At 66.4% G+C, this 19,728-nt stretch carries 20 protein-coding genes; 6 read left to right on the top strand and 14 right to left on the bottom strand.

Going from position 1 to position 19,728, the window contains the following annotated elements:
• Positions 1-49: 49 nt before the first annotated feature.
• From DB459_RS12850 to DB459_RS12835, 4 genes are all read right to left on the bottom strand, one after another.
• On the bottom strand, positions 50-1,258 hold the full coding sequence (locus DB459_RS12850) for a nickel/cobalt transporter (RefSeq protein ID WP_371926940.1): 1,209 nt from the start codon (positions 1,256-1,258) through the stop codon (positions 50-52).
• Positions 1,249-1,929, bottom strand: a complete 681-nt coding sequence (locus DB459_RS12845) for a DUF1007 family protein (RefSeq protein WP_253713232.1) — start codon at positions 1,927-1,929, stop codon at positions 1,249-1,251. Before DB459_RS12845 ends, DB459_RS12850 begins: the two co-directional genes overlap by 10 nt.
• 98 nt (positions 1,930-2,027) lie before the next feature.
• Positions 2,028-3,626 (bottom strand): gamma-glutamyltransferase family protein, encoded by a 1,599-nt coding sequence (locus DB459_RS12840; RefSeq protein ID WP_253713231.1) that lies wholly within the window; start codon positions 3,624-3,626, stop codon positions 2,028-2,030.
• A gap of 54 nt (positions 3,627-3,680) precedes the next feature.
• Positions 3,681-5,765, bottom strand: coding sequence for a M3 family metallopeptidase (locus DB459_RS12835; RefSeq protein ID WP_253713230.1), 2,085 nt, complete (start codon positions 5,763-5,765; stop codon positions 3,681-3,683).
• Positions 5,766-6,042: 277 nt separating this feature from the next.
• On the opposite strand from DB459_RS12835, the gene DB459_RS12830 reads away from it, so the two are divergent.
• From DB459_RS12830 to DB459_RS12805, 6 genes are all read left to right on the top strand, one after another.
• Positions 6,043-6,315, top strand: coding sequence for a hypothetical protein (locus tag DB459_RS12830; protein ID WP_253713229.1), 273 nt, complete (start codon positions 6,043-6,045; stop codon positions 6,313-6,315).
• A 658-nt stretch (positions 6,316-6,973) separates the two neighbouring features.
• Complete coding sequence (locus DB459_RS12825; protein ID WP_253713228.1) at positions 6,974-8,116, top strand: type III PLP-dependent enzyme; 1,143 nt, start codon at positions 6,974-6,976, stop codon at positions 8,114-8,116.
• Positions 8,117-8,251: 135 nt separating this feature from the next.
• A complete protein-coding gene (locus DB459_RS12820; RefSeq protein WP_371926982.1) occupies positions 8,252-8,866 on the top strand; it encodes a GNAT family N-acetyltransferase in 615 nt (204 codons plus the stop codon).
• A gap of 99 nt (positions 8,867-8,965) precedes the next feature.
• Positions 8,966-9,352, top strand: coding sequence for a RidA family protein (locus DB459_RS12815; protein ID WP_253713226.1), 387 nt, complete (start codon positions 8,966-8,968; stop codon positions 9,350-9,352).
• A 168-nt stretch (positions 9,353-9,520) separates the two neighbouring features.
• Positions 9,521-10,477, top strand: a complete 957-nt coding sequence (locus tag DB459_RS12810) for a cation diffusion facilitator family transporter (RefSeq protein ID WP_253713225.1) — start codon at positions 9,521-9,523, stop codon at positions 10,475-10,477.
• 140 nt (positions 10,478-10,617) lie between these two features.
• Entirely contained in the window at positions 10,618-12,045 is a 1,428-nt protein-coding gene (locus DB459_RS12805) for a homospermidine synthase (protein WP_253713224.1), read from the top strand.
• Positions 12,046-12,183: 138 nt separating this feature from the next.
• On the opposite strand, the gene DB459_RS12800 is transcribed toward DB459_RS12805, so the two are convergent.
• The 10 genes from DB459_RS12800 to DB459_RS12755 all read right to left on the bottom strand — a co-directional run bounded on the left by DB459_RS12800 (position 12,184) and on the right by DB459_RS12755 (position 19,605).
• On the bottom strand, positions 12,184-12,555 hold the full coding sequence (locus tag DB459_RS12800; protein WP_253713223.1) for a hypothetical protein: 372 nt from the start codon (positions 12,553-12,555) through the stop codon (positions 12,184-12,186).
• A gap of 195 nt (positions 12,556-12,750) precedes the next feature.
• Positions 12,751-13,464, bottom strand: coding sequence for an MgtC/SapB family protein (locus tag DB459_RS12795; RefSeq protein ID WP_253713222.1), 714 nt, complete (start codon positions 13,462-13,464; stop codon positions 12,751-12,753).
• Positions 13,465-13,481: 17 nt separating this feature from the next.
• Positions 13,482-14,510 carry a WD40 repeat domain-containing protein gene (locus DB459_RS12790; protein WP_253713221.1) on the bottom strand — a complete coding sequence of 343 codons (1,029 nt, stop codon included), beginning with the start codon at positions 14,508-14,510 and terminating at the stop codon, positions 13,482-13,484.
• Complete coding sequence (locus tag DB459_RS12785) at positions 14,510-15,574, bottom strand: GTP-binding protein (RefSeq protein WP_253713220.1); 1,065 nt, start codon at positions 15,572-15,574, stop codon at positions 14,510-14,512. Before DB459_RS12785 ends, DB459_RS12790 begins: the two co-directional genes overlap by 1 nt.
• Positions 15,575-15,634: 60 nt before the next feature.
• On the bottom strand, positions 15,635-16,543 hold the full coding sequence (locus DB459_RS12780; RefSeq protein WP_253713219.1) for a metal ABC transporter substrate-binding protein: 909 nt from the start codon (positions 16,541-16,543) through the stop codon (positions 15,635-15,637).
• 1 nt (position 16,544) lies between these two features.
• Positions 16,545-17,414 carry a metal ABC transporter permease gene (locus tag DB459_RS12775; RefSeq protein ID WP_253713218.1) on the bottom strand — a complete coding sequence of 290 codons (870 nt, stop codon included), beginning with the start codon at positions 17,412-17,414 and terminating at the stop codon, positions 16,545-16,547.
• Positions 17,415-17,418: 4 nt separating this feature from the next.
• The gene (locus DB459_RS12770; protein ID WP_253713217.1) at positions 17,419-18,171 is read right to left on the bottom strand and encodes a metal ABC transporter ATP-binding protein; all 753 of its coding nucleotides are present in this window, start codon (positions 18,169-18,171) and stop codon (positions 17,419-17,421) included.
• The gene (locus tag DB459_RS12765; protein WP_253713216.1) at positions 18,168-18,332 is read right to left on the bottom strand and encodes a hypothetical protein; all 165 of its coding nucleotides are present in this window, start codon (positions 18,330-18,332) and stop codon (positions 18,168-18,170) included. Before DB459_RS12765 ends, DB459_RS12770 begins: the two co-directional genes overlap by 4 nt.
• A 118-nt stretch (positions 18,333-18,450) precedes the next feature.
• Positions 18,451-18,828, bottom strand: a complete 378-nt coding sequence (crcB, locus tag DB459_RS12760) for a fluoride efflux transporter CrcB (RefSeq protein WP_253713215.1) — start codon at positions 18,826-18,828, stop codon at positions 18,451-18,453.
• 177 nt (positions 18,829-19,005) lie between these two features.
• Positions 19,006-19,605: a superoxide dismutase gene (locus DB459_RS12755; RefSeq protein ID WP_253713214.1), complete on the bottom strand. Its 600-nt coding sequence runs from the start codon at positions 19,603-19,605 to the stop codon at positions 19,006-19,008.
• Between the last annotated feature and the right edge of the window lie 123 nt (positions 19,606-19,728).

The raw sequence follows: 19,728 nt of genomic DNA, 5'->3' as shown, positions 1-19,728 counted from the left end.
CGGAGCTTGTCAAGGACGCCGATTGCCAGATCGCCTGGCCACGAATTGCTCAGAAGCAGGTGACCCGCTCGGTCGCCAGATAGCCGAGCAACAGCCCGACACCGAACACCAGCACGACGGCCGCCGCGCCGAGTTCCAGCCCGCGCAGCATCAACGCGCCGCGCGAACTCGCCGCACCCAGGCGCCGCGCCAGCCCCTTGGCCGAGACGGCCATCACGGCGATGGTGGCCACTGTGAGCGCGGTTCCCAGACCCATCAGCAGCGTCGCCGCGATCCCTGCCCAGAACAGGCCCTGGGCCAACGCAAAGACCAGCACCAGGATGGCCCCGGAGCAGGGCCGCAGGCCGACGGCGAGAATGGCGCCGAAGCCGCGACGCAGCCCGCCGGGCCCGGAGAGTTCTTCCGGCATCGGCCCGTGGCTATGGCCGCAATGCGCGTCGTGAATATGCCCCGGCTCGCCGTGCGCCGGATGATGGGCGTGCCCGTCGTGCAGGTGGTGATGATCGTCACCATCGTGATGGTGATGGCCCTCGTCATGACGATGGCGATGATCGTGACCGGAGGCAGCGGCCGGCTCGATCAGCGCGGCCGCGGCGCCCGCGGGCACGGCCGCCAGATCCGGTGCCAATGCGGGCGAGGCCACCGCGCCATAAGGCAGTCGCGCGTCCCGCACGGCGCCGAGCAGCCCGCGCCCCTTGACCCAGACGAGACGCAGGCCGAACAGCGCGATGAGCGCGTAGCTCGCGACTTCGATGACCCGCTCGGCGCCGCACAGGCTCTTCGCCGTGGCGTTGAGCAGCCAGGCACCGACGCCGACCACGGCGATGGCGACGACGGCCTGGAGCAGCGCCGAGACGAAGGCGAGCAGGATGCCGCGCCGGGCGGTCTCCTCATTGGCAACGAGATAGGAGGAGATCACCGCCTTGCCATGCCCGGGCCCGGCGGCGTGAAACACGCCGTAGGCGAAGGAGATCGCCAGCAGGGTGACGACAGCGCTGCCATCCTGCTTGGCGGCGCGGATTGCACCGGAGATCTGCCGGTAGAAATAGGACTGCATCTCGAGCAGCCAGCCGACCACGCCGCCGACCTGCGGATCCGGCGTGGTGCGGCCGACGCCGAACGGCGACTGGGCGAGGAGCTGATGAAAGGCGCCGTCGGCCACCACCACCATCGCCGCCACCGCGAGGACCAGCACAGGAAAGGACCGCCCGCGCCCGGCGGCGGCGCGGGCCCTCGTGATCATTCCGGTCATGGGCATTCCACCGCAATCTTGTTGGCAAAATTGGCGCCGAAATTGGCATTGGCGCCATCGAGGAAATTCTGCTCGCCGAGGGTCTGCGCCTGGGAGGCACCGTCCGAGGGGCGCTCGATCGACAATTTGCAGCCGTCCGGTGCGCCGACCAGCTTCACCGGATTCTCCTTGGCCAGCGCAAAGTCGACGAAGAAGGTCGGGTCATAAACTTCGACCAGGAGATTGCGGCTCTTCACCGGCGCCTTCAGCGGCAGCGTGAAGTGCAGCGTCAGGGCGCCGTTCCTGTGCTCGAGATAGTAATCGACCGGCTCCTCGAATTTCTGCTTCTTGCGCCCGGCCTCGACGTTGCGGGCGAAGGTGAAGAAGCCGAACTCCTTCAGGGACTCGACATTGGTCTGGGCGAGCGGCGCGAGCTCCTCGCGGGTGAAGACGCCCTTGGTCCTGGTCTCGATGCCCTGCACCGCATAGCTCGAGAACATGTCGTCGAAGGTCCAGCTGTGGCGCACGCCAGTCAGCGCACCGTCGGGCGCGAACAGCAGCTCGCTCTCCGCCGTCACCCAGACATGGGGATGGGCTTCGGCGGCCCCGGCGAGCACGCCCAAGCACAGAAGCGCCGGCACCAGCCGGACCAAGCCTGCGCGCAGCTTTTCCAGCCCGCAAAGCCGATTCAGGATCATCCCCGCCTCGCTCATCAATGCAGCACGAAGCGCCGCGGCAGGCCGCCGCAGCGCAGCAATGATTTGACCGTCAACTGCGGCGTAAACGCGACCGCACCTCAGAGCCCGGCAGCGCCGCCGTCGGCCCGCGGGTCATGGCCGCCCTCGATCAACCCGGACGGATGCAGCACCACTGCACCGGCATGGCCCATGGTGTCGGAATAGGCCTCGGGCAGCACCTCGACGTCGTGCCGCGCCGACAACAGGCGGTCGATCACATTACCGTCGAAGCGACCCTCGAGGCGCAGATTGGTATGGCTCGAGCCCCAGGTCCGACCGAGCAGCCAGCGCGGCCGGTCGAGGGCCTCTTCGAGCGGCTGGCCGAACAGCACATGGCGCGAGAACACCATTGCCTGGGTCTGCGGCTGGCCGTCGCCGCCCATGGTGCCATAAGCCATGACGCGGCCATCCTTGAGCACCGCGAGGGCGGGGTTGAGGGTGTGGAAAGGCATGCGCCCGGGCGACAGCGGATTGGTCGCCTTGGGATCGAGCGAAAAGCTGGCGCCGCGGTTCTGCATCAGCACGCCGGTCTTCGGCAGCACACAGCCCGAACCGAACTCCCAGAAGATCGACTGAATATAGGAGACGACATTGCCGTCGCCGTCGGCGGCGCCCATCCAGATGGTGTCGCCCTCGCCCCAGACCTGCGGCCAGACCGCTGCCCTGGCACGGTCGATCTGCTTGAACTCGGAATCGAGAAAGGCAGGCGACAGGAAGCGGTCGAGTGGCGTTGGGAGGCGCCGCGGATCGGTAACGAAACGGTCGCGGACACGAAATGCCCGCTTGGTGGCTTCGACGATGCCGTGGACGTGGTCGAAGCCCTCGGCCTTGGCGACCCGCAACCGGTCGAACAGCGCGAGGATGATGAGCGAGGCAAGGCCCTGGGTCGGCGGCGGCGCGTTGTAGAGCGTGCCGGCACCGATGCCGACGGAGAGCGGCTCGGCGACATAGGCCCGATAGGTCTCGAGATCGGCGCGGGTCACCGGGCTGCCGATCCGCTCAAGATCGGCGGCGATCTCGCGGCCGACGTCGCCGCGATAGAAGTCGTCGAGCCCGGCGGAGACGAGATGCTCCAATGTTGCCGCGAGCGCGCTCTGCCGCTGGGTGGTGCCGGCCTCGGGCACCTTGCCCTCAGTAGTGAGAAAGGCCGCGGCGAAGCCCGGCACATCCTTCAGCTCGTCGAGCTTGGTACGCGTCAGATCGGCCTGGCTGCGGGTGACGGTGTAGCCGTCGCGGGCGCTGCGGATCGCGCTCGCCAGCAGCACGTCGAGCGGCATCCTGCCGCCCAGCGCCCTGGCGGCATCGAGCGCCAGCTTCCAGGCACCGACCGCCGCCGGCACGGTGAGTGCGGCGAGCGGCCCGCGCGGCGGGATCGCGTCATGGCCGTGCTCGCGATAGAGCTCCCGCGTGGCGCGGCTGCCGGCGGGCCCGGCTCCCATCAGTGCCCGCACCCGGCCGGAGCGCTCGCGCAGCAGCCAGAAGCCGTCGCCGCCGACATGATTCATGTGCGGATAGACTGCAGCGATGGAGGCGGCCATCGCCACCATCGCCTCGACCGCATTGCCTCCCTCGGCGAGGACGTGGCGCCCGGCCTCGACGGTCACGGCATGAGGGGCGGCGACGACGCCGCGGCGATGTCCGCTGGAGTAGAGGGTCATGCGATCGCTCTCGGAAACAGGGCCGGCAGGCTGCCGGCCCGTGACGGGTCCGTCTTAAGCCGCTTCCGGTTCTGTCAGCAACCCTCGCCCGCGCAGCAGCGCCTCGACCTGCGGCTTGCGGCCGCGGAAGGCGATATAGGCCTCCTCCGGGTCACGCGAGCCGCCGGAGGCATAGATGTCGTCGTGCAGCCGCCTGGCCACCGCCGGATCGAAGATGTCGCCGGCCTCCTCGAAGGCACCGAAAGCGTCGGCATCCATCACCTCGGACCACATGTAACTGTAGTAGCCCGCAGCATAATGGCCGCCGGAGAAGATGTGGCCGAACTGCTGCGGCCGGTGGCGCATGGCGATCTCGGCCGGCATTCCGATCTTGTCGAGCTCGCGCTGCTCGAATTCGCGCACATCGGCGATCGAACCCGCCGGCTGGCTGTGGAATTCGAGATCGAGCAGGGCCGAGGCCAGGAACTCCACCGTGGCGAAGCCCTGATTGAAGCGGCGGGCGGCAAGGAAACGCTGCAGCAGTTCGTCGGGCAGCGGCTCGCCGGTCTGGTAGTGCCTGGCGAAGCTCCGCAGCACTTCCGGACGCTGCTGCCAATGCTCATAGAGCTGCGACGGCAGCTCGACGAAATCGGTGAAGACGCTGGTGCCCGACAGGGTCGGATAGACCACGTCGGACAGCATGCCGTGCAGGCCGTGGCCGAACTCGTGGAACAGGGTGCGGGCATCGTCCGGCGACAGCAGCGCCGGCTCGCCCTCGGCGCCCCTGGCGAAATTCAAGACGTTGATGACGATCGGAGCCACCGCGCCATCGAGTTTCTGCTGGTCGCGCAGCGAGGTCATCCAGGCGCCGGAGCGCTTCGACGGCCGGGCGAAGTAATCGCCGTAGAACAGCGCCTTGTGATCGCCCTTGGCGTCCTTCACCTCCCAGACCCGGACGTCCGGATGCCAGACGGCAACATCCTTGCGCTCGGCGAAAGTAAGGCCGAACAGGCGGTGGGCGACGTCGAAGGCCGCGGCGATCATATTGTCGAGGACGAGATAGGGCTTGATCGCGGCGTCGTCGAAATTGGCCCGCTGCTGCCGCAGCTTCTCGGCGTAATAGCGCCAGTCCCAGGGCGCGAGAGCGAAATTGCCCCCCTCCTCCCGAACGAGCTCCTGCAGCGCATCACGGTCGGCCAGCGCCTTGGCCCGGGCCGGCACCCACACCCGCTCCAGCAGGCCACGCACCGCCTCCGGCGTCTTGGCCATGGAGTCCTCGAGGCGATAGGCGGCGAAATGGGGATAGCCGAGCAGCTTGGCGGATTCCTCGCGCAGGGCGAGGATCTCGCGGATCGCCGCGCTGTTGTCGTTGGCGTTGCCGTTGTCGCCGCGGGCAATGAAAGCTCGGTAGACCTTCTCGCGCAGATCGCGCCGGGTCGAGGTCTGCAGGAACGGCTCAGCCGAGGAGCGGGACAGGGTGACGATGATCTTGCCGTCGAGGCCGCGCTCGGCCGCCGCGGCCCTGGCCCCGGCAATGAAGCCCTCGCTGAGGCCGCCGAGATCGTCCAGACCGAGTTCGAGGACGAAGTCCTGCTCGTCGCCCAGCAGATGATGGCTGAAGGTCGTGCCGAGCTGGGCAAGGCGCTCGTTGATCTCGCCCATGCGCTGCTTGGCCGCCTCGTCGAGACCGGCGCCGGCCCGGTGCATCCGGGTATAGGTGCGCTCGAGCAGGCGCGCCTGCTCCCTTGTCAGGCGCAGCCGGGCGCTGTCGTGATAGAGCCGCGCCACGCGCCCGAACAGCACCGCGTTCATCATGATCGGATTCCAGTGCCTCGCCATGCGCAAGGCGACCTCGCTCTCGATCGCCAGCAGCTCCGGATTGGAATCGGCGGAGACGAGGTCGTAGAACACCGCCGCGACGCGGTTGAGCAGCTTGCCGGCGCGCTCCCAGGCGGTGATGGTGTTGTCGAAATCCGGCTCGGCGAGATCGTCGACGATGGCGGCGACCTCGCGGGCGTGATCGACAAAGGCCTGTTCGAAGGCCGGCAGGAAATGCTCGGGCCGGATCGCGTCGAAGGGCGGCGTCTCGAACGGCATCGTCCAGGCCGCGAGCAACGGGTTGCCGGCGGCGTTCGGGGCGGCGGTCACGGAATCGGTCATCGGATCATCCTGCATGGATCGAAAGCTCTGGTCGAAAGCGCCGGCTGGCGCGGATCAGCATATATAGAGCCCGGAACCGGCGATTTCAGGTCCGTCCTGGCCGTTTCGGCGCCTGAGCAGCCACGAGCCTTGATCGGGCCGGCGTTTTCGACGAAATTGCGGCCCGCTGGTGGGGCGGCAGGCCGCCTTCTTTAGCCCTTGTTCGAAGCTCACTGCCCCTCGTGAAGGTCACCTGCTGACCTTCAATCCACCCGGACCACCCACAGGATCATTGATCATGGCTTCTCCGAGCTCCTCGCCGACCACGCCCGCTGCAAAGGGAAGCATTGCCTGGCCGAGCGTGATCACCGTGCTGTCGGCTGCCGTGCTGATCGGCGCCGAAGTGTTCGGGGCCGCCTTTGCCGGCGGCTGGGCGCTCGCCATCCTGTTCGGGCTTGAAGACAAGGGCGCCCACGTGCTGCAGGCGGTGCTGTTCGTCATCGGTTTCGCCATCATGGTGTCCTTCGTGCGCAACGCCCGGCAGATCGAACCGTTCACCCGCCGCAGCTGAGCCTCGGCGCCAGAGCGATTCGCCGCGAGCCTTGTTTTAGGGGCCTCGCGCGTGCTCGACGGCATCTTCATCCGGCCTTTCCTCGATCAAGTTTAACAGCTGTTCATGTTGAGGCGCCGATCTTGCGCCCTCGCGGCAACACTGCGCGGCGCCGGTTGTGAAATCTGGCGTCGCGACGAAAAAATTCTTGCGGTACCGGATTAAAAGACTTATCTCCGGTCTTGCCCAATTTCGCACGTGCCTGTGGTCGTGTGTCGGTCGGTAGGTATCCGGACAAGAGGCCGGACAGCCGCCAAGGAACTGAGTAGCCCAGCTCCTCTCTCAAGAGGCGCGCCACTTAAGGGTCCTCACTCCTTGCAACCGTGATCGGCAGCCGGAGGCGAACCGGCGCACCCCGCTCTCAACGGGGGACGCGACTTAAAGCAACGACGGAGCGGGCTTTTTTGGTCTCTGCCAGCTTTCCACCAGCTGGCGCGAATACCGAAGAGGCTTGTCCTTCATTGCCAGGTGTGCGGATGGGATTTCCCTTCCAATCCACGGCAGCACTTGTCGGTTCGAGGTTCTGGCTGCGTCGCGCCTCCATCGCGTGACGGGGCCGTGGGCTCGTATCCGGCGTCACATCTGAAGCGGTCCGTCGCTGGGCCGTTTGGAGAGTGCTATGACCGAACGTATCCAGGAATTCCTGCGCCGCCGCCGCAGCGAGGGCCTCGACACCGAGCCGTGCCTCGTCGTCGACCTCGAGGTCGTGCGTGAAAACTACCAGAGCTTCGCCAAGGCGCTGCCCGACAGCCGGGTGTTCTATGCCGTGAAGGCAAACCCGGCGCCGGAAGTGCTGTCGCTGCTCGCCTCGCTGGGCTCGTGCTTCGACACCGCCACGGTGGCCGAGGTCGAGATGGCGCTGGCCGCCGGCGCGACGCCGGACCGCATCTCCTTTGGCAACACCATCAAGAAGGAGCGGGATATCGCCCGCGCCTACGCGCTCGGCATCCGGCTGTTCGCGGTGGACTGCGCCGCCGAAGTCGAGAAGGTCGCGCGCGCGGCGCCGGGCGCCCGGGTGTTCTGCCGCATCCTCTATGATTGCGCCGGCGCCGAATGGCCGCTGTCGCGCAAGTTCGGCTGCGACCCGGAGATGGCGGTCGAGGTGCTCGACCTCGCCAAGCGCCTCAGGCTGGAGCCGTGCGGCATTTCGTTCCATGTCGGCTCCCAGCAGCGCAAGGTGAAGGCGTGGGACCGTGCGCTGACCATGGCCTCGCAGGTGTTCCGCGACTGCGCCGAGCGCGGCATCGTCCTGACCATGGTCAACATGGGCGGCGGCTTTCCGACCCGTTACCTCAAGGACGTGCCGCCGGTGGTGCAGTACGGCCGATCGATCTTCCGTGCCCTGCGCAAGCATTTCGGCAACCAGATCCCCGAGACGATCATCGAGCCGGGCCGCGGCATGGTCGGCAATGCCGGCATCATCGAGACCGAAGTCGTTCTGATTTCCAGGAAGAGCGACGAGGACGAGGTGCGCTGGGTCTATCTCGACATCGGCAAATTCGGCGGTCTCGCCGAGACCATGGACGAGTCGATCCGTTACGCCATCCGCACCCCGCATGACGGCGCGGAGATGACCCCCTGCGTGCTGGCCGGTCCGACCTGCGACAGCGCCGATGTGATGTACGAGAAGATGCCGTACCCGCTGCCGGTGACGCTCGAGATCGGCGACAAGGTCCTGATCGAGGGCACCGGCGCCTATACCTCGACCTACTCGTCGGTGGCGTTCAACGGCATCCCGCCGCTGAAGACCTATCACATCTGAACACGATTCAGCCCGGGGCCGGCGCTGCCGGCCCCTTCCCCGAAACCATCGCCGGCGCGCGAGGCGCGACCGGATGACGATGCTCCGCGCGAGACGACAGCGGAGCCGGGACGACGTGCCATGACCGCCTTGAACATGACCGCCTTGAACCTGACCGCCTCGAAACGGCCCGCCGCGGCTGCCGCCCCGTTCGCGATCCGCGCCGAGCGCGCCGCCGATGCCGGCGCGCGCGAGGCCCTGCTCGATGCCGCCTTCGGCCCCGGCCGCTTCGAACGCACCTGCCAGCGCCTGCGCGATGGCCGGCTGCCGGCCAAAGGCCTCGCCTTCGTCGCGACCTGCCACGGTTCGATGGCCCGCAGCGCTGCCCGCGTCGTCGGGACCTTGCGGCTCTGGCACATCAATGCCGGCGGCAAGCCGGCATTGATGCTCGGCCCGCTCGCCGTCGATCCGGCCTGCCGGTCGCTCGGGATCGGCGCCGCGCTGATGGTCCATGCCATCGCGGCGGCAGAGCGCCGCGGTGATGGCGCCGTGGTCCTGCTTGGCGACGCGCCTTATTATGCCCGCTTCGGCTTCTCGGCCGCGGCCACCGGAGCGCTGACCCTGCCGGGGCCCTTTGAGCGCGATCGCCTGCTGGCGCTCGAACTGCGAGAGGGTGCCCTGGCCGATGCCGCCGGCATGATCCTGCCCACCGGCGCCGCGGATGGCTGGTCGCGCTCACGCGGCCGCCGTGCCGTAGCCAAGGCTGCATGAAACAAAGTGGCCTGAATCAGGCTGCCTGAAAATTCGATGTCGAATTGCCCGCTGGCGGCGGCACGCTGGCGCCGGCGTTTTGTCCAAGAGGAGCACCATATGTCCCGTCGCCTGATCTCCACCGGCTCGCCCTTCGAGAAGACGGCAGGCTACAGCCGCGCCGTGGTCGATGGCGACTTCGTCTTCATCTCCGGCACCACCGGCTACGACTACAGCACGATGATCATGCCGGCCGATGTCGCCACCCAGACGCGCAACTGCTTCAACACCATCGGCAAGGTGCTCACCGAAGCCGGCTTCGCCATGGCCGACATCGTCCGCGCCACCTATTACGTCACCGACGCCAAGGATGCCGATGCCGTGTTCGCGGTCTGCGGCGAATATCTCGGCGCGATCCGCCCCGCCGCCACGCTGCTGGTGATCGCCGCACTGCTCAAGCCGGAGATGAAGATCGAGATCGAGGTGACGGCCAAGCGGCGGAGCTGAGCGACGGGTTCGGTTCAGGTCGGCACAGCGGAAGATGCGGCGCGTGCAGCCCTCCCTGCTCCGACATTCGCGTTCCGCCGCGACGTTATAACGTTCCGCGAGCTGTTCGGCACTCGTGACATCGATGCGCAGTCGCCGCCGCCATCCGGCGATGCTAACATCGCCGCCATGAGCGGCAGTCAGCATCATCATCGGAACGGCCACGATCATGCGCATCATCAGCACGATCACCATGGCCACAGCCATGCGCCGGCCGATTTCGGCCGCGCCTTCGCTATCGGAATCGCGCTCAATGGCGGCTTCGTGCTGGTCGAGGGTGTCTTCGGTTTTCTCGCCAATTCGACCGCGCTGCTGGCCGATGCCGGACACAACCTCTCCGACGTGCTTGGGCTTGCCGTTGCCTGGATCGCCGCCATCTTGGCCAAACGGCCGCCGACCTCGCGTCTGACCTATGGCCTGCGCAGCTCCTCGATCCTCGCCGCACTCGCCAATGCCGTCCTGCTGCTGATCGCCTGCGGCGCCATCATCCTCGAAGCCGCGCAGCGCCTGATCGCCCCCGAGCCGGTTGCGACCGGCACCATCATGGTGGTGGCTCTGGTCGGTATCGCAATCAACGGTTTCACCGCTCTGCTGTTCGCCGGCGGCCGCGACCGCGACCTCAACATCCGTGGTGCCTACCTCCACATGGCGGCCGATGCGGCGGTCTCGGCGGGCGTGGTAATGTCCGGCTTCCTGATTGCGCAAACCGGCTGGCTGTGGCTCGATCCGGTCACCAGCTTCGGCATCGTCGCGGTGATCGTCGCCGGGACCTGGCGCCTGCTGCGCGAGAGCACGGCCATGTCGCTCGCGGCGGTGCCGCACCGGATCGATCCGGTCGCGGTACGGGCCTTTCTCGTCGGACTGCCTGGCGTCGCCTCGATCCACGACCTGCATATCTGGCCGATGAGCACGACCGAAACGGCGCTCACCGCCCACCTGGTCATGCCGGCCGGTCACCCCGGGGACAGCTTCCTGGCGCAGACCTGCGGCGAACTGGCCCATCGCTTCGGCATCGGGCATCCAACCCTGCAGATTGAGCTGTCGCGTGATGTCCGCTGCGCGCTCGAGCCGGACCACATCGTGTGACGCACCGATGACAGCCGCCGCTCGGCCATCTGGAGGGCCTTGATTTCATCGGCCATTTGTCGTTTTGAACGAGCCAATCGAGCCGCCGCGGGCACGCACCGCCGCCCCCCGTCATGTCCCGCTATTTGGAGACCTGAAGAATGTCCAGCTTCCCCGTACATGCGCGCATCACCGGCCCCATCGTCATGATCGGCTTCGGCTCGATCGGCAAGGGCACGCTGCCGCTGATCGAGCGGCACTTCGAATATGACGCAAAGCGCTTCGTCATTCTCGACCCGCACGAGGACGGCGAGCTGGCGACAAAGCATGGCGTTCGCTTCATCAAGCAGGGCGTGACCCGCGAGAACTACCGCGAACTCCTGATCCCGCTGCTGACCGAAGGCGGCGGCCAGGGCTTCTGCGTCAATCTGTCGGTCGACACCTCCTCGGTCGACATCATGACGATGTGCCGTGAGATCGGCGCGCTCTACGTCGACACCGTCGTCGAGCCCTGGGCCGGCTTCTATTTCGACCGCAGCATGGGCCCGGAGGCGCGCTCCAACTACGCGCTGCGCGAAACCCTGCTCGCCGCCAAGCGCGCCAATCCCGGCGGCACCACGGCGGTCTCGACCTGCGGCGCCAATCCCGGCATGGTGTCGTGGTTCGTCAAGCAGGCGTTGATCAACCTCGCCGCGGATACCGGGCTCGCGATCAACGAGCCGAAAAGCCGCGACGGCTGGGCCCAGCTCGCGCAGCAGCTCGGCGTCAAAGGCATCCACATCGCCGAGCGCGACACCCAGCGCGCCCGCGCGCCGAAGCCGATGAACTCATTCGTCAACACCTGGTCGGTGGAAGGCTTCGTCTCCGAGGGCCTGCAACCGGCCGAGCTCGGCTGGGGCACCCATGAGAAATGGATGCCGGAGAACGGCCGCAGCCATGCGCAGGGTTGCCAGGCCGCGATCTACCTGCTGCAGCCGGGCGCCAATACCCGCGTGCGCTCGTGGTGCCCCACTCCTGGCGCGCAATACGGATTCCTCGTCACCCACAACGAGTCGATCTCGATCGCCGACTATTTCACCCTGCGCGACGGCGACAAGGTGGTGTACCGACCGACCTGCCACTACGCCTATCACCCGGCCAACGACGCGGTGCTGTCGCTGCACGAAATGTTCGGTGCCGCCGGCAAGATGCAGCCGACATGGCACATCCTCGACGAGCACGAGATCGTCGACGGCATCGACGAACTCGGCGTCCTGCTCTACGGCCACGCCAAGAATGCCTACTGGTACGGCTCGCAGCTTTCGATCGAGGAGACCCGCCTGATTGCGCCTTATCAGAACGCCACCGGCCTGCAGGTATCCTCCGCCGTCCTCGCCGGCATGGTCTGGGCGCTGGAGAATCCGACCGCCGGCATTGTCGAGGCCGACGAGCTCGATTTCCGCCGCTGCCTCGAGGTGCAGACGCCCTATCTCGGTCCGGTGAAGGGCTACTACACCGACTGGACCCCGCTCAACGACCGTCCCGGCCTGTTCGAGGAAGACATCGACACCAGCGATCCCTGGCAGTTCCGCAACATCCTGGTACGCTGAGACGCGGCATTCCTAGTGTGGCTTATGTCTCGCGATTGCCGACGACAGGCTTGCCGCAACGGCGGTGGGCAATTGCGAGACGCCACACCGGAATGCGCGCAGCGGGACGCCTCCCTTCGATGGCGACGCCAAGGCGCCTCACCTGCTGATCAGTGGCGCGATCTTTTCGGCGGGCGCCGGCGGCAGCGCCGCGGGCGGTGACCGATTCTGTCCCGTGGTCTGGCCACTGGGGGCCGTCTGGCTCTGCACGTAATGCTGCGCGACCTGTGGGTGCGGCGATCGAACAGTGAGGGCGTAGGCGAACACCGAGATCGTCAGGCCGGCGATGCCGAACACAACGCCGGACGCGCGACGGCGGCGCAGCAGCGCGTCACGCCGCCGCGCGTGAATGCTCGTCGCCTGACGGGATCGGCCGGGAGTCTCGCTCATCTCCACCTCCGCGCACGCGGCGCTGCACGGCGCCGTCTCTCTCTTCGCAACGGATGGCAGCGCGCGAAGTTCCTGCACCACGGATGGAACCTCCTGCGGCAAACTCAGCGCGGGATGAATTGCGAGCGATCGGCAATATCGATCGACTGCTCGTGGCCGGCGACGTGGCTCGCCATCGTCTCGAATCCGTCGGCGCCGTTGCGGTTCCGCGTCCAACGCAAGGCGCCGGGCTCCGTTCCAACCGGTCGTCGTTGCCGGCCGCGCTGCGACTTTCACTCAATCCCGCGTACGGCTTTCCCAGGTGGCATGGCGCGCACCGTCGCGGCGCGACAGCGCTGCCACCACGGCGTCAAGCTCCTCGGCATCCACCGAGGTGCTGGTCAGTCGCGCCACCAGCTCGACGGCATCGCCGCGCTCGGTCACTTCGACATGGTCGACCGGATAATGGGCGTTCTCGAGAGTCTCGACCAGCACGTCGCGCAGCTCGGCGATGGACTCGACGTCGCAGGTGACGGTGACGTCGTAATTGACTTCCGAGCTCGCAACGTGGAGCGGGCGGCGGTTGATGGCATTGACGAGGGGCCGCAGCAGCGTATTGCCGGCAAGCACGAACACCGTCAGCGCCACCGCCTGCGCCACCATGTCGGCGCCGGCGCAAGCCCCCACCGCCGCCGAGCCCCACAGCGTCGCCGCGGTGTTGAGGCCGCGCACATTGGTGCCTTCCTTCATGATCACGCCGGCGCCGAGAAAACCGATGCCGGAGACCACATAGGCGATCACCCGCACCGCGCCATCGGCGCCTTCCAGGTGCATGGCGAGATCGACGAAAGCCGCAGCGGCGACCGCGACCAGCACGTTGGTGCGCAGACCCGCGGTCCGCAGCCGGTATTGCCGCTCGGCGCCGATGAACGTGCCGAGCACGAAGGCGACCGCGAGACTGACCAGTGTGTCAAAGAAATCAGCGGTCTGAAAAGTTTCGAGAAAACGCATTGCCCCCCGGCCGCCCCCTACAGGTCCAGAAGACCTGCTTCGCCCCCTTCGCTCGCGAAAGCGAGCCGCGTCCCCTTCGGACCAAAGGCAAGTGCCGTCACGGCGTCGCCGGCATTGCGCCGGACCAGGATCTCGGCGCCGTCGGCGATACGCACCATCAGGATGGTGCCATCCTCGTACCCGGCGGCGAGTATCTCCTGCCTGGGATGGCAAGCCACCGCACTGACGCGCGATTTCATCGGCGCCAGCATCATCGGCTCCTTGCCCATCGGGCCGTCCTTGCTGGCGAATGGCCAGAGGATGATCGTATCTGCGCCGGAGGTCGCAAGGAACTTGCCGCCCGCGGTCCAGGCCATGGAGCGGACGCGGCCAGGATATCCGGTCATGCGCATGTGCTTGGAATCGACCAGCCGCCAGCCATGCAGCGCCGGCTCGTGCATGGCCGTGACCAGGAAGCGATTGTCGCCGCTGAAGGTGACGGCGTGATGGGAGCCCTTCCACTCCAGGACTTCCGGTTTCGCCGCCATGTTCGGAAACCACAGCGTCACGCCGTTGTAGTGGGCGATCGCCAGCCGCAGCCCCTTGGGCGCGAAGGCGAGCCCGCCCGCAGTCGACTGCGTATCGAACGACTTGGCTTCCTGTCTTCCCGACTGCACCGTCGCGGTCTTGCCCGCCGACCAGGCCACCGCGCCGTCACTCTGCAGCGCGACATTGTCGATCCAGCGCCGCTTGACGTCGGCCGCCACCGTCTCGGCGTTGCCGGCTGCGTCGAGTATAACCACCTTGCCGTCGTCGCCGCCGGTCACCAGCCGCCTGCCGTCGCTGGCCGTGCAGAGAATGCCGCCGCCATGGGCGGCGACCACCGAAGTCTCGCCCGAAGTCTCGCCGGCCCCGGCGAGCATGACGCTCTCCACACTGCCGACAAAGGCGACGGCGTCACCGAGGAAATGCACGGCGAAAGCCGGCTGCGCCAGCTTCACCGGCACGACGCGATCGGTCACGGAAGCGATGGATGCCGCCTCGGGGCGGGGATCGAAGGTGGACATCACGCCGCGACGCACGTGGCGAAACCTTCGCGGATCGCCTCTTCCGGAAGATCACGGCCGATAAAGACCACGCGGCTTTCGCGCGGCTCGTCGTCGCGCCATTCGCGCTGGTGGTCGCCCTCCAGCATCATGTGGACGCCCTGGAAAACATAACGCTCGTCGTCGTCCTTGAACGACAGAATGCCCTTCGAGCGCAGAATGTTCATGCCATCGCGGGCGATCAGATCCTGCAGCCACGTCATGAACTTGTTGGGATCGAGCGGATCGCTGGTGCGCAGCGACACCGACTGCACCTCCTCGTCATGATAGTGCTTCAGCCCGCCATGATCATGGTCATGATCATGATCATGACCATGATCGTGATCGTCGCCGTGACCATGATCGTGATGATGGTCATGATCGTCTCCGGCCTCGAGGAACTCCGGCTCGAGGTCGAGGATGCGATCGAGATCGAAGGCGTTGCGCCCCAGCACGTCGGAGAGCGCGACGTTGCAGCGCTCGCTGCGAACCAGCTTGGCGTACGGGTTGATGCCGCGGATCCGCGCCTCGACTTCGGCGAGTTCGGCCTTGGAGACGAGATCGGTCTTGTTGAGGACGATGACGTCGGCGAAGGCGATCTGGTTCTTCGCCTCAGGGGCGTCCTTGAGGCGCTCGCTCAGCCATTTGGCGTCGGCCACCGTGACGATGGCATCGAGCCGCGCCGCGGCCTGGACGTCCTCGTCAACGAAGAAGGTCTGGGCCACCGGAGCCGGGTCCGCGAGCCCGGTCGTCTCCAGGATGATCGCGTCGAATTTGCCCTTGCGCTTCATCAAGCCTTCCAAGATGCGCACGAGGTCGCCGCGGACGGTGCAGCAGATGCAGCCGTTGTTCATCTCGAACACTTCCTCGTCGGCGCCGATGACGAGGTCGTTGTCGATGCCGATTTCACCGAATTCGTTGACGATCACCGCATATTTCTTGCCGTGGTTTTCCGACAGGATGCGGTTGAGCAGAGTGGTCTTGCCGGCGCCCAGGTAGCCGGTAAGCACAGTAACGGGGATTTTCTCGGAAGCGGCGGTGGACATCAACGAACTCCGGGCGGACGGTTTCGGAGGGAAGGTTTCTACCGGCCGCGGGATGCGGGTCTACCCCGCGAGGGCGCCGGTCAGTGTCTTTATATTGTGCCTGACGAGGTCAATGTAAGTGGGTGCTTCGCCGTTTTCGGCCGTCAGCGCGTCGGAATAGAGCGTTCCGCCGATCCGGGCGCCGGTTTCGGCGGCGATCTGGCGCATCAGCCGCTGATCGGAAAGATTTTCGAGAAACACCGCAGGTATCTTTTCGGCGCGGATCTGTCGGATCAGGCCGGCGAGGTCGGCCGCCCCGATATCGGCTTCGGTCGAGACGCCCTGGGGCGCGATGAAGGCGACGCCGTAATCGCGGGCGAAATAGCCGAAGGCATCGTGGGTGGAGATCACCTTGCGTCGTGCCGGGGGGATCTGGGCCACCGCCGCCCGCACCTCGGCATCGAGGGCCTCGAGCCTTTCGAGATAGCCAGCGGCGTTCGCCCGGTAGGCCTCGGCCCCGGCGGGATCGGCGGCAATCAAGGCGTCGCGGATATTGCCGACATAAATCTTCGCATTGGCCACCGACTGCCAGGCGTGAGGATCGACTTCATGCTCGGCGTGTTCGTCCGGAGCGGTCTTGCGTGGCGCAATCCCGGCGGTGGCGGTGACGAGGCGGGCGCGGCCACCGGCGGCCTTGACGAGGCGGGGCAGCCAGCCTTCGAGACCGAAGCCGTTGACCATCACCAGCGCCGCATCGGCGACTCGGCGGGCATCATCCGGCGTCGGCGTATAGACGTGGCTGTCGCCATTGGCGCCGACCAGCGATGTCACCGCGACGCGATCGCCACCGACATTGCGGGCGAAATCGGCGAGGATCGAGAAGGTCGCGACCACCTTCAGCGCCGGTGCGGCGCGCGCCGGCAGGATCCGGCCCGTGGCCAACAGGGCGAAGCCGCAGGCGGTGAGAATGTCGCGGCGCGACGGGGTCATGTCATGCCTCCAGATGCGGGGCGGGAAACAGGCGGCGCAGCAGCCCGCCGACGCGCCCAGTGAGCAGCGAGACGAGATAGAGCACCGCCGCGACGAGGATCACGCCAGGCCCCGACGGGACCTTGGTGTGGAAAGACAGCAGCAATCCGCCATAACCTGACAGCAGCGCGGCGACGACCGCGACGGCGATCATGCCGGTGACGTCGCGCGACCAGAACCGGGCGACGGCCGCAGGCAGCATCATCAGTCCGACCGCGAGCAGCGTGCCGAGGGCCTCGAAGCCGCTGACAAGGTTGATCACCACCAGCGCGAGAAAGACGAGATGCGCAGGCCCCCCGGCGCGGCTGACGCTGCGCAGGAACAGGGGATCGACACATTCGATCACCAGCGGCCGCCAGATCACCGCCAGCACGAGCATCGTCACCGTGGCGTTGAAAGCAACCAGCAGCAAGGCCTGATCGTCGATCGCCAGCACATTGCCGAACAACACATGCAGCAGGTCGATATTGGAGCCGCGCAGCGACACGATCGTGACGCCGAGCGCCAGCGAGATCAGATAGAACACCGCGAGCGAAGCGTCCTCGCGCAGCTCGGTCGCCCGCGTCACCACGCCTGCGAGCAGCGCCACCGCAAAGCCTGCCACGAGGCCGCCGAAGGCCATCGCGAACAGATTGAGCCCCGACAACAGGAACGCCACTGCGGCACCCGGCAGAATGGCATGAGCCATGGCGTCGCCGGTCAGGCTCATCCGCCGCAGCATCAAGAGCACGCCGATCGGCGCGCCGCCCAGCGCCAGGGCCAGAACGCCCGCGAGGGCGCGACGCATGAATTCGAATTCCGTGAAAGGCGCGATCAGGATGGAGGAGAGCATGGTCTCAGGCCGCGCGGGACGTTTCCGCGGCGCAGGCGCCGGCACCGTCGTCGAAGGCCTCACACATGCGTCGCGCCGTCTGCAGATTTTCCGCGGTCAGCACCTGCGCCGTCGGGCCCCACGCCACCAACCGGCGGGCCAGCAGCAGCGTTTCGGGAAAGTTGGCCTGCACCAGTTCGAAATCGTGCAGGGCCGCGAGAATTGTTCGGCCCTCGCGATGCCAGCGCTTCACCAGCGCCATGAGATCGGCGACCGTGCGGGCATCGATGGCGTTGAACGGCTCGTCGAGCAGAATGACGTCTGCATCCTGCAGCATCAGGCGGGCAAACAGCATGCGCTGGGTCTGGCCGCCGGACAATGTCCCGATCGGACGCGCTTCGAAGCCGTTGAGACCGACCGCGCCGACTGCCGCGGCGATGGCATCGCGGTCGCGGCGGCCGAGGGCACCGAAAGCGCCCGTCGTGCGCCACAACCCGGTGCCGACGAAATCCTGCAGCGAAATCGGAAAGCTGCGATCGATCTCGGCGCTCTGCGGCAGATAGGCTATGTCGCGCGGGCCGAGGCCGTCGCGACGCACCGAACCGGACAGAGGCTTGATCAGCCCGGCGATGCCGCGGAACAGCGTCGATTTGCCGGCGCCATTGGGACCGATCAGGGCGAGCAGCGCACCGCCGTTGACGGTGCCGCTGAGGTGATGCACCGCCGGGTGGCGGTCGTAGCCCAGCGTCAGATTTTCGAATTGAAGTGCCAGGGTCATTGCAGGGCCAGCCAGACCGTCGCCCACAGAACCGCGCTGGCGGCGATAGCGATCATGAGCCGGGCGCCGACGCCGAGGGCCAGCATCGACCACGGCGCCGCCTGGGCCGGGTGGGCGTGCGGCGCGTGATCATGGACCGGATGAGGGTGGGCGTGGGCCAACGACAACTCCAGACGGAACTCCAAAGAAATGAGGGGCCGGAAGATCCGGCCAATCTCTGGATGTTATATTATAACGTTTACACAGAAGGCAAGCCTCCCGCCCGCCAGCGACAAGGCATCAGGCGAAATGCCGAACCAGAGCCAGCCCGCCCGCCAGGCCGGCAACGGCGATGCCCACCGATCCCGCCACATAGGCGACGGCAAGGCCGAACTCGCCGCGCTCATAAAGCAGCATGGCGTCGAGGGAGAAGGCCGAGAAGGTGGTGTAGCCGCCAAGGATGCCGGTCATCAGGAAGAGCCGCCAGGGCTGGGCCGCGTCGCCGCGGAAAGCGAGATAGCCGGCGATCAGTCCCATCACCGTCGACCCGGTGATGTTGATGACGAAAGTGCCCCAGGGAAAGGCCGTGCCGAACAGTCGCGCGCACAACATGTTCATGCCGTGGCGCAGCGTCGATCCAAGACCGCCGCCGAGAAACACCAGGATGTAGTTCTTCATGTCGCCCCCAATCACGGCCGCGCCTGTAGCACCGAACCCATGCAGGCCATCGTGCCCGCTCCGTCAATTATCCCATCGTCATGAGCATGGGCCACGAAGATTTGGCCCAAGAAAAAGCCTGGGGAACGAAAAAGGCGGCCCTGCAAGGGGCCGCCCTTCGGACATTCGCGCGACCGATCAGGAGATCTTGCTGTAGAGTTCGTCGACGTAATCCCAGTTGACGAGATTCTCGACGAAGGCCTTGAGGTAGTCCGGCCGACGGTTGCGATAGTCGATGTAGTAGGAGTGCTCCCACACGTCGACGCCGAGGATCGGGGTCGCGCCGTGGACCAGCGGGCTTTCGCCGTTCGCCGTCTTGGACACTTCGAGCTTGCCGTTCTTGACGGAGAGCCAGGCCCAGCCCGAACCGAACTGGCCCACGCCGGCGGCGATGAAGTCCTCCTTGAACTTGGCAAAACCACCGAGATCGGAGTCGATCGCCTTGGCGAGACGGCCGGGCAGCTTGTCGCCGCCGCCGTTCGGCTTCATCCAGTTCCAGAAATGCAGGTGATTGTAGTGCTGCCCGGCATTGTTGAAGAGCGGGACGTTCTTGCCGAACGAACCCTTCACGATCTCTTCGAGCGACTTGTTCTCGAATTCGGTGCCCTTGAGCAGGTTGTTGCCGTTCGTGACATAGGCCTGATGATGCTTGTCGTGGTGATATTCCAGCGTTTCCTTGGACATATAGGGCTGGAGTGCATCGTATGCGTAAGGCAAGTCGGGGAGTTTCAAGGTCATGGCAATACCCGCGGAACGTTTGAGGTGTTGTTGAGCCCGGAACCGTTACAGAAGTTTCGGGAGGAAGGGAATATGGGCCCCCGCCCTGCAATGATGCAAGGCGGCGATTGCCGACGATTTGAT

The organism is Bradyrhizobium sp. WD16 (assembly GCF_024181725.1).
Classification (GTDB): Bacteria; Pseudomonadota; Alphaproteobacteria; order Rhizobiales; family Xanthobacteraceae; genus Bradyrhizobium_A.
The sequence above is the reverse complement of the archived record's forward strand: the minus strand, read 5'-3'. Positions and strand labels throughout refer to the sequence as shown.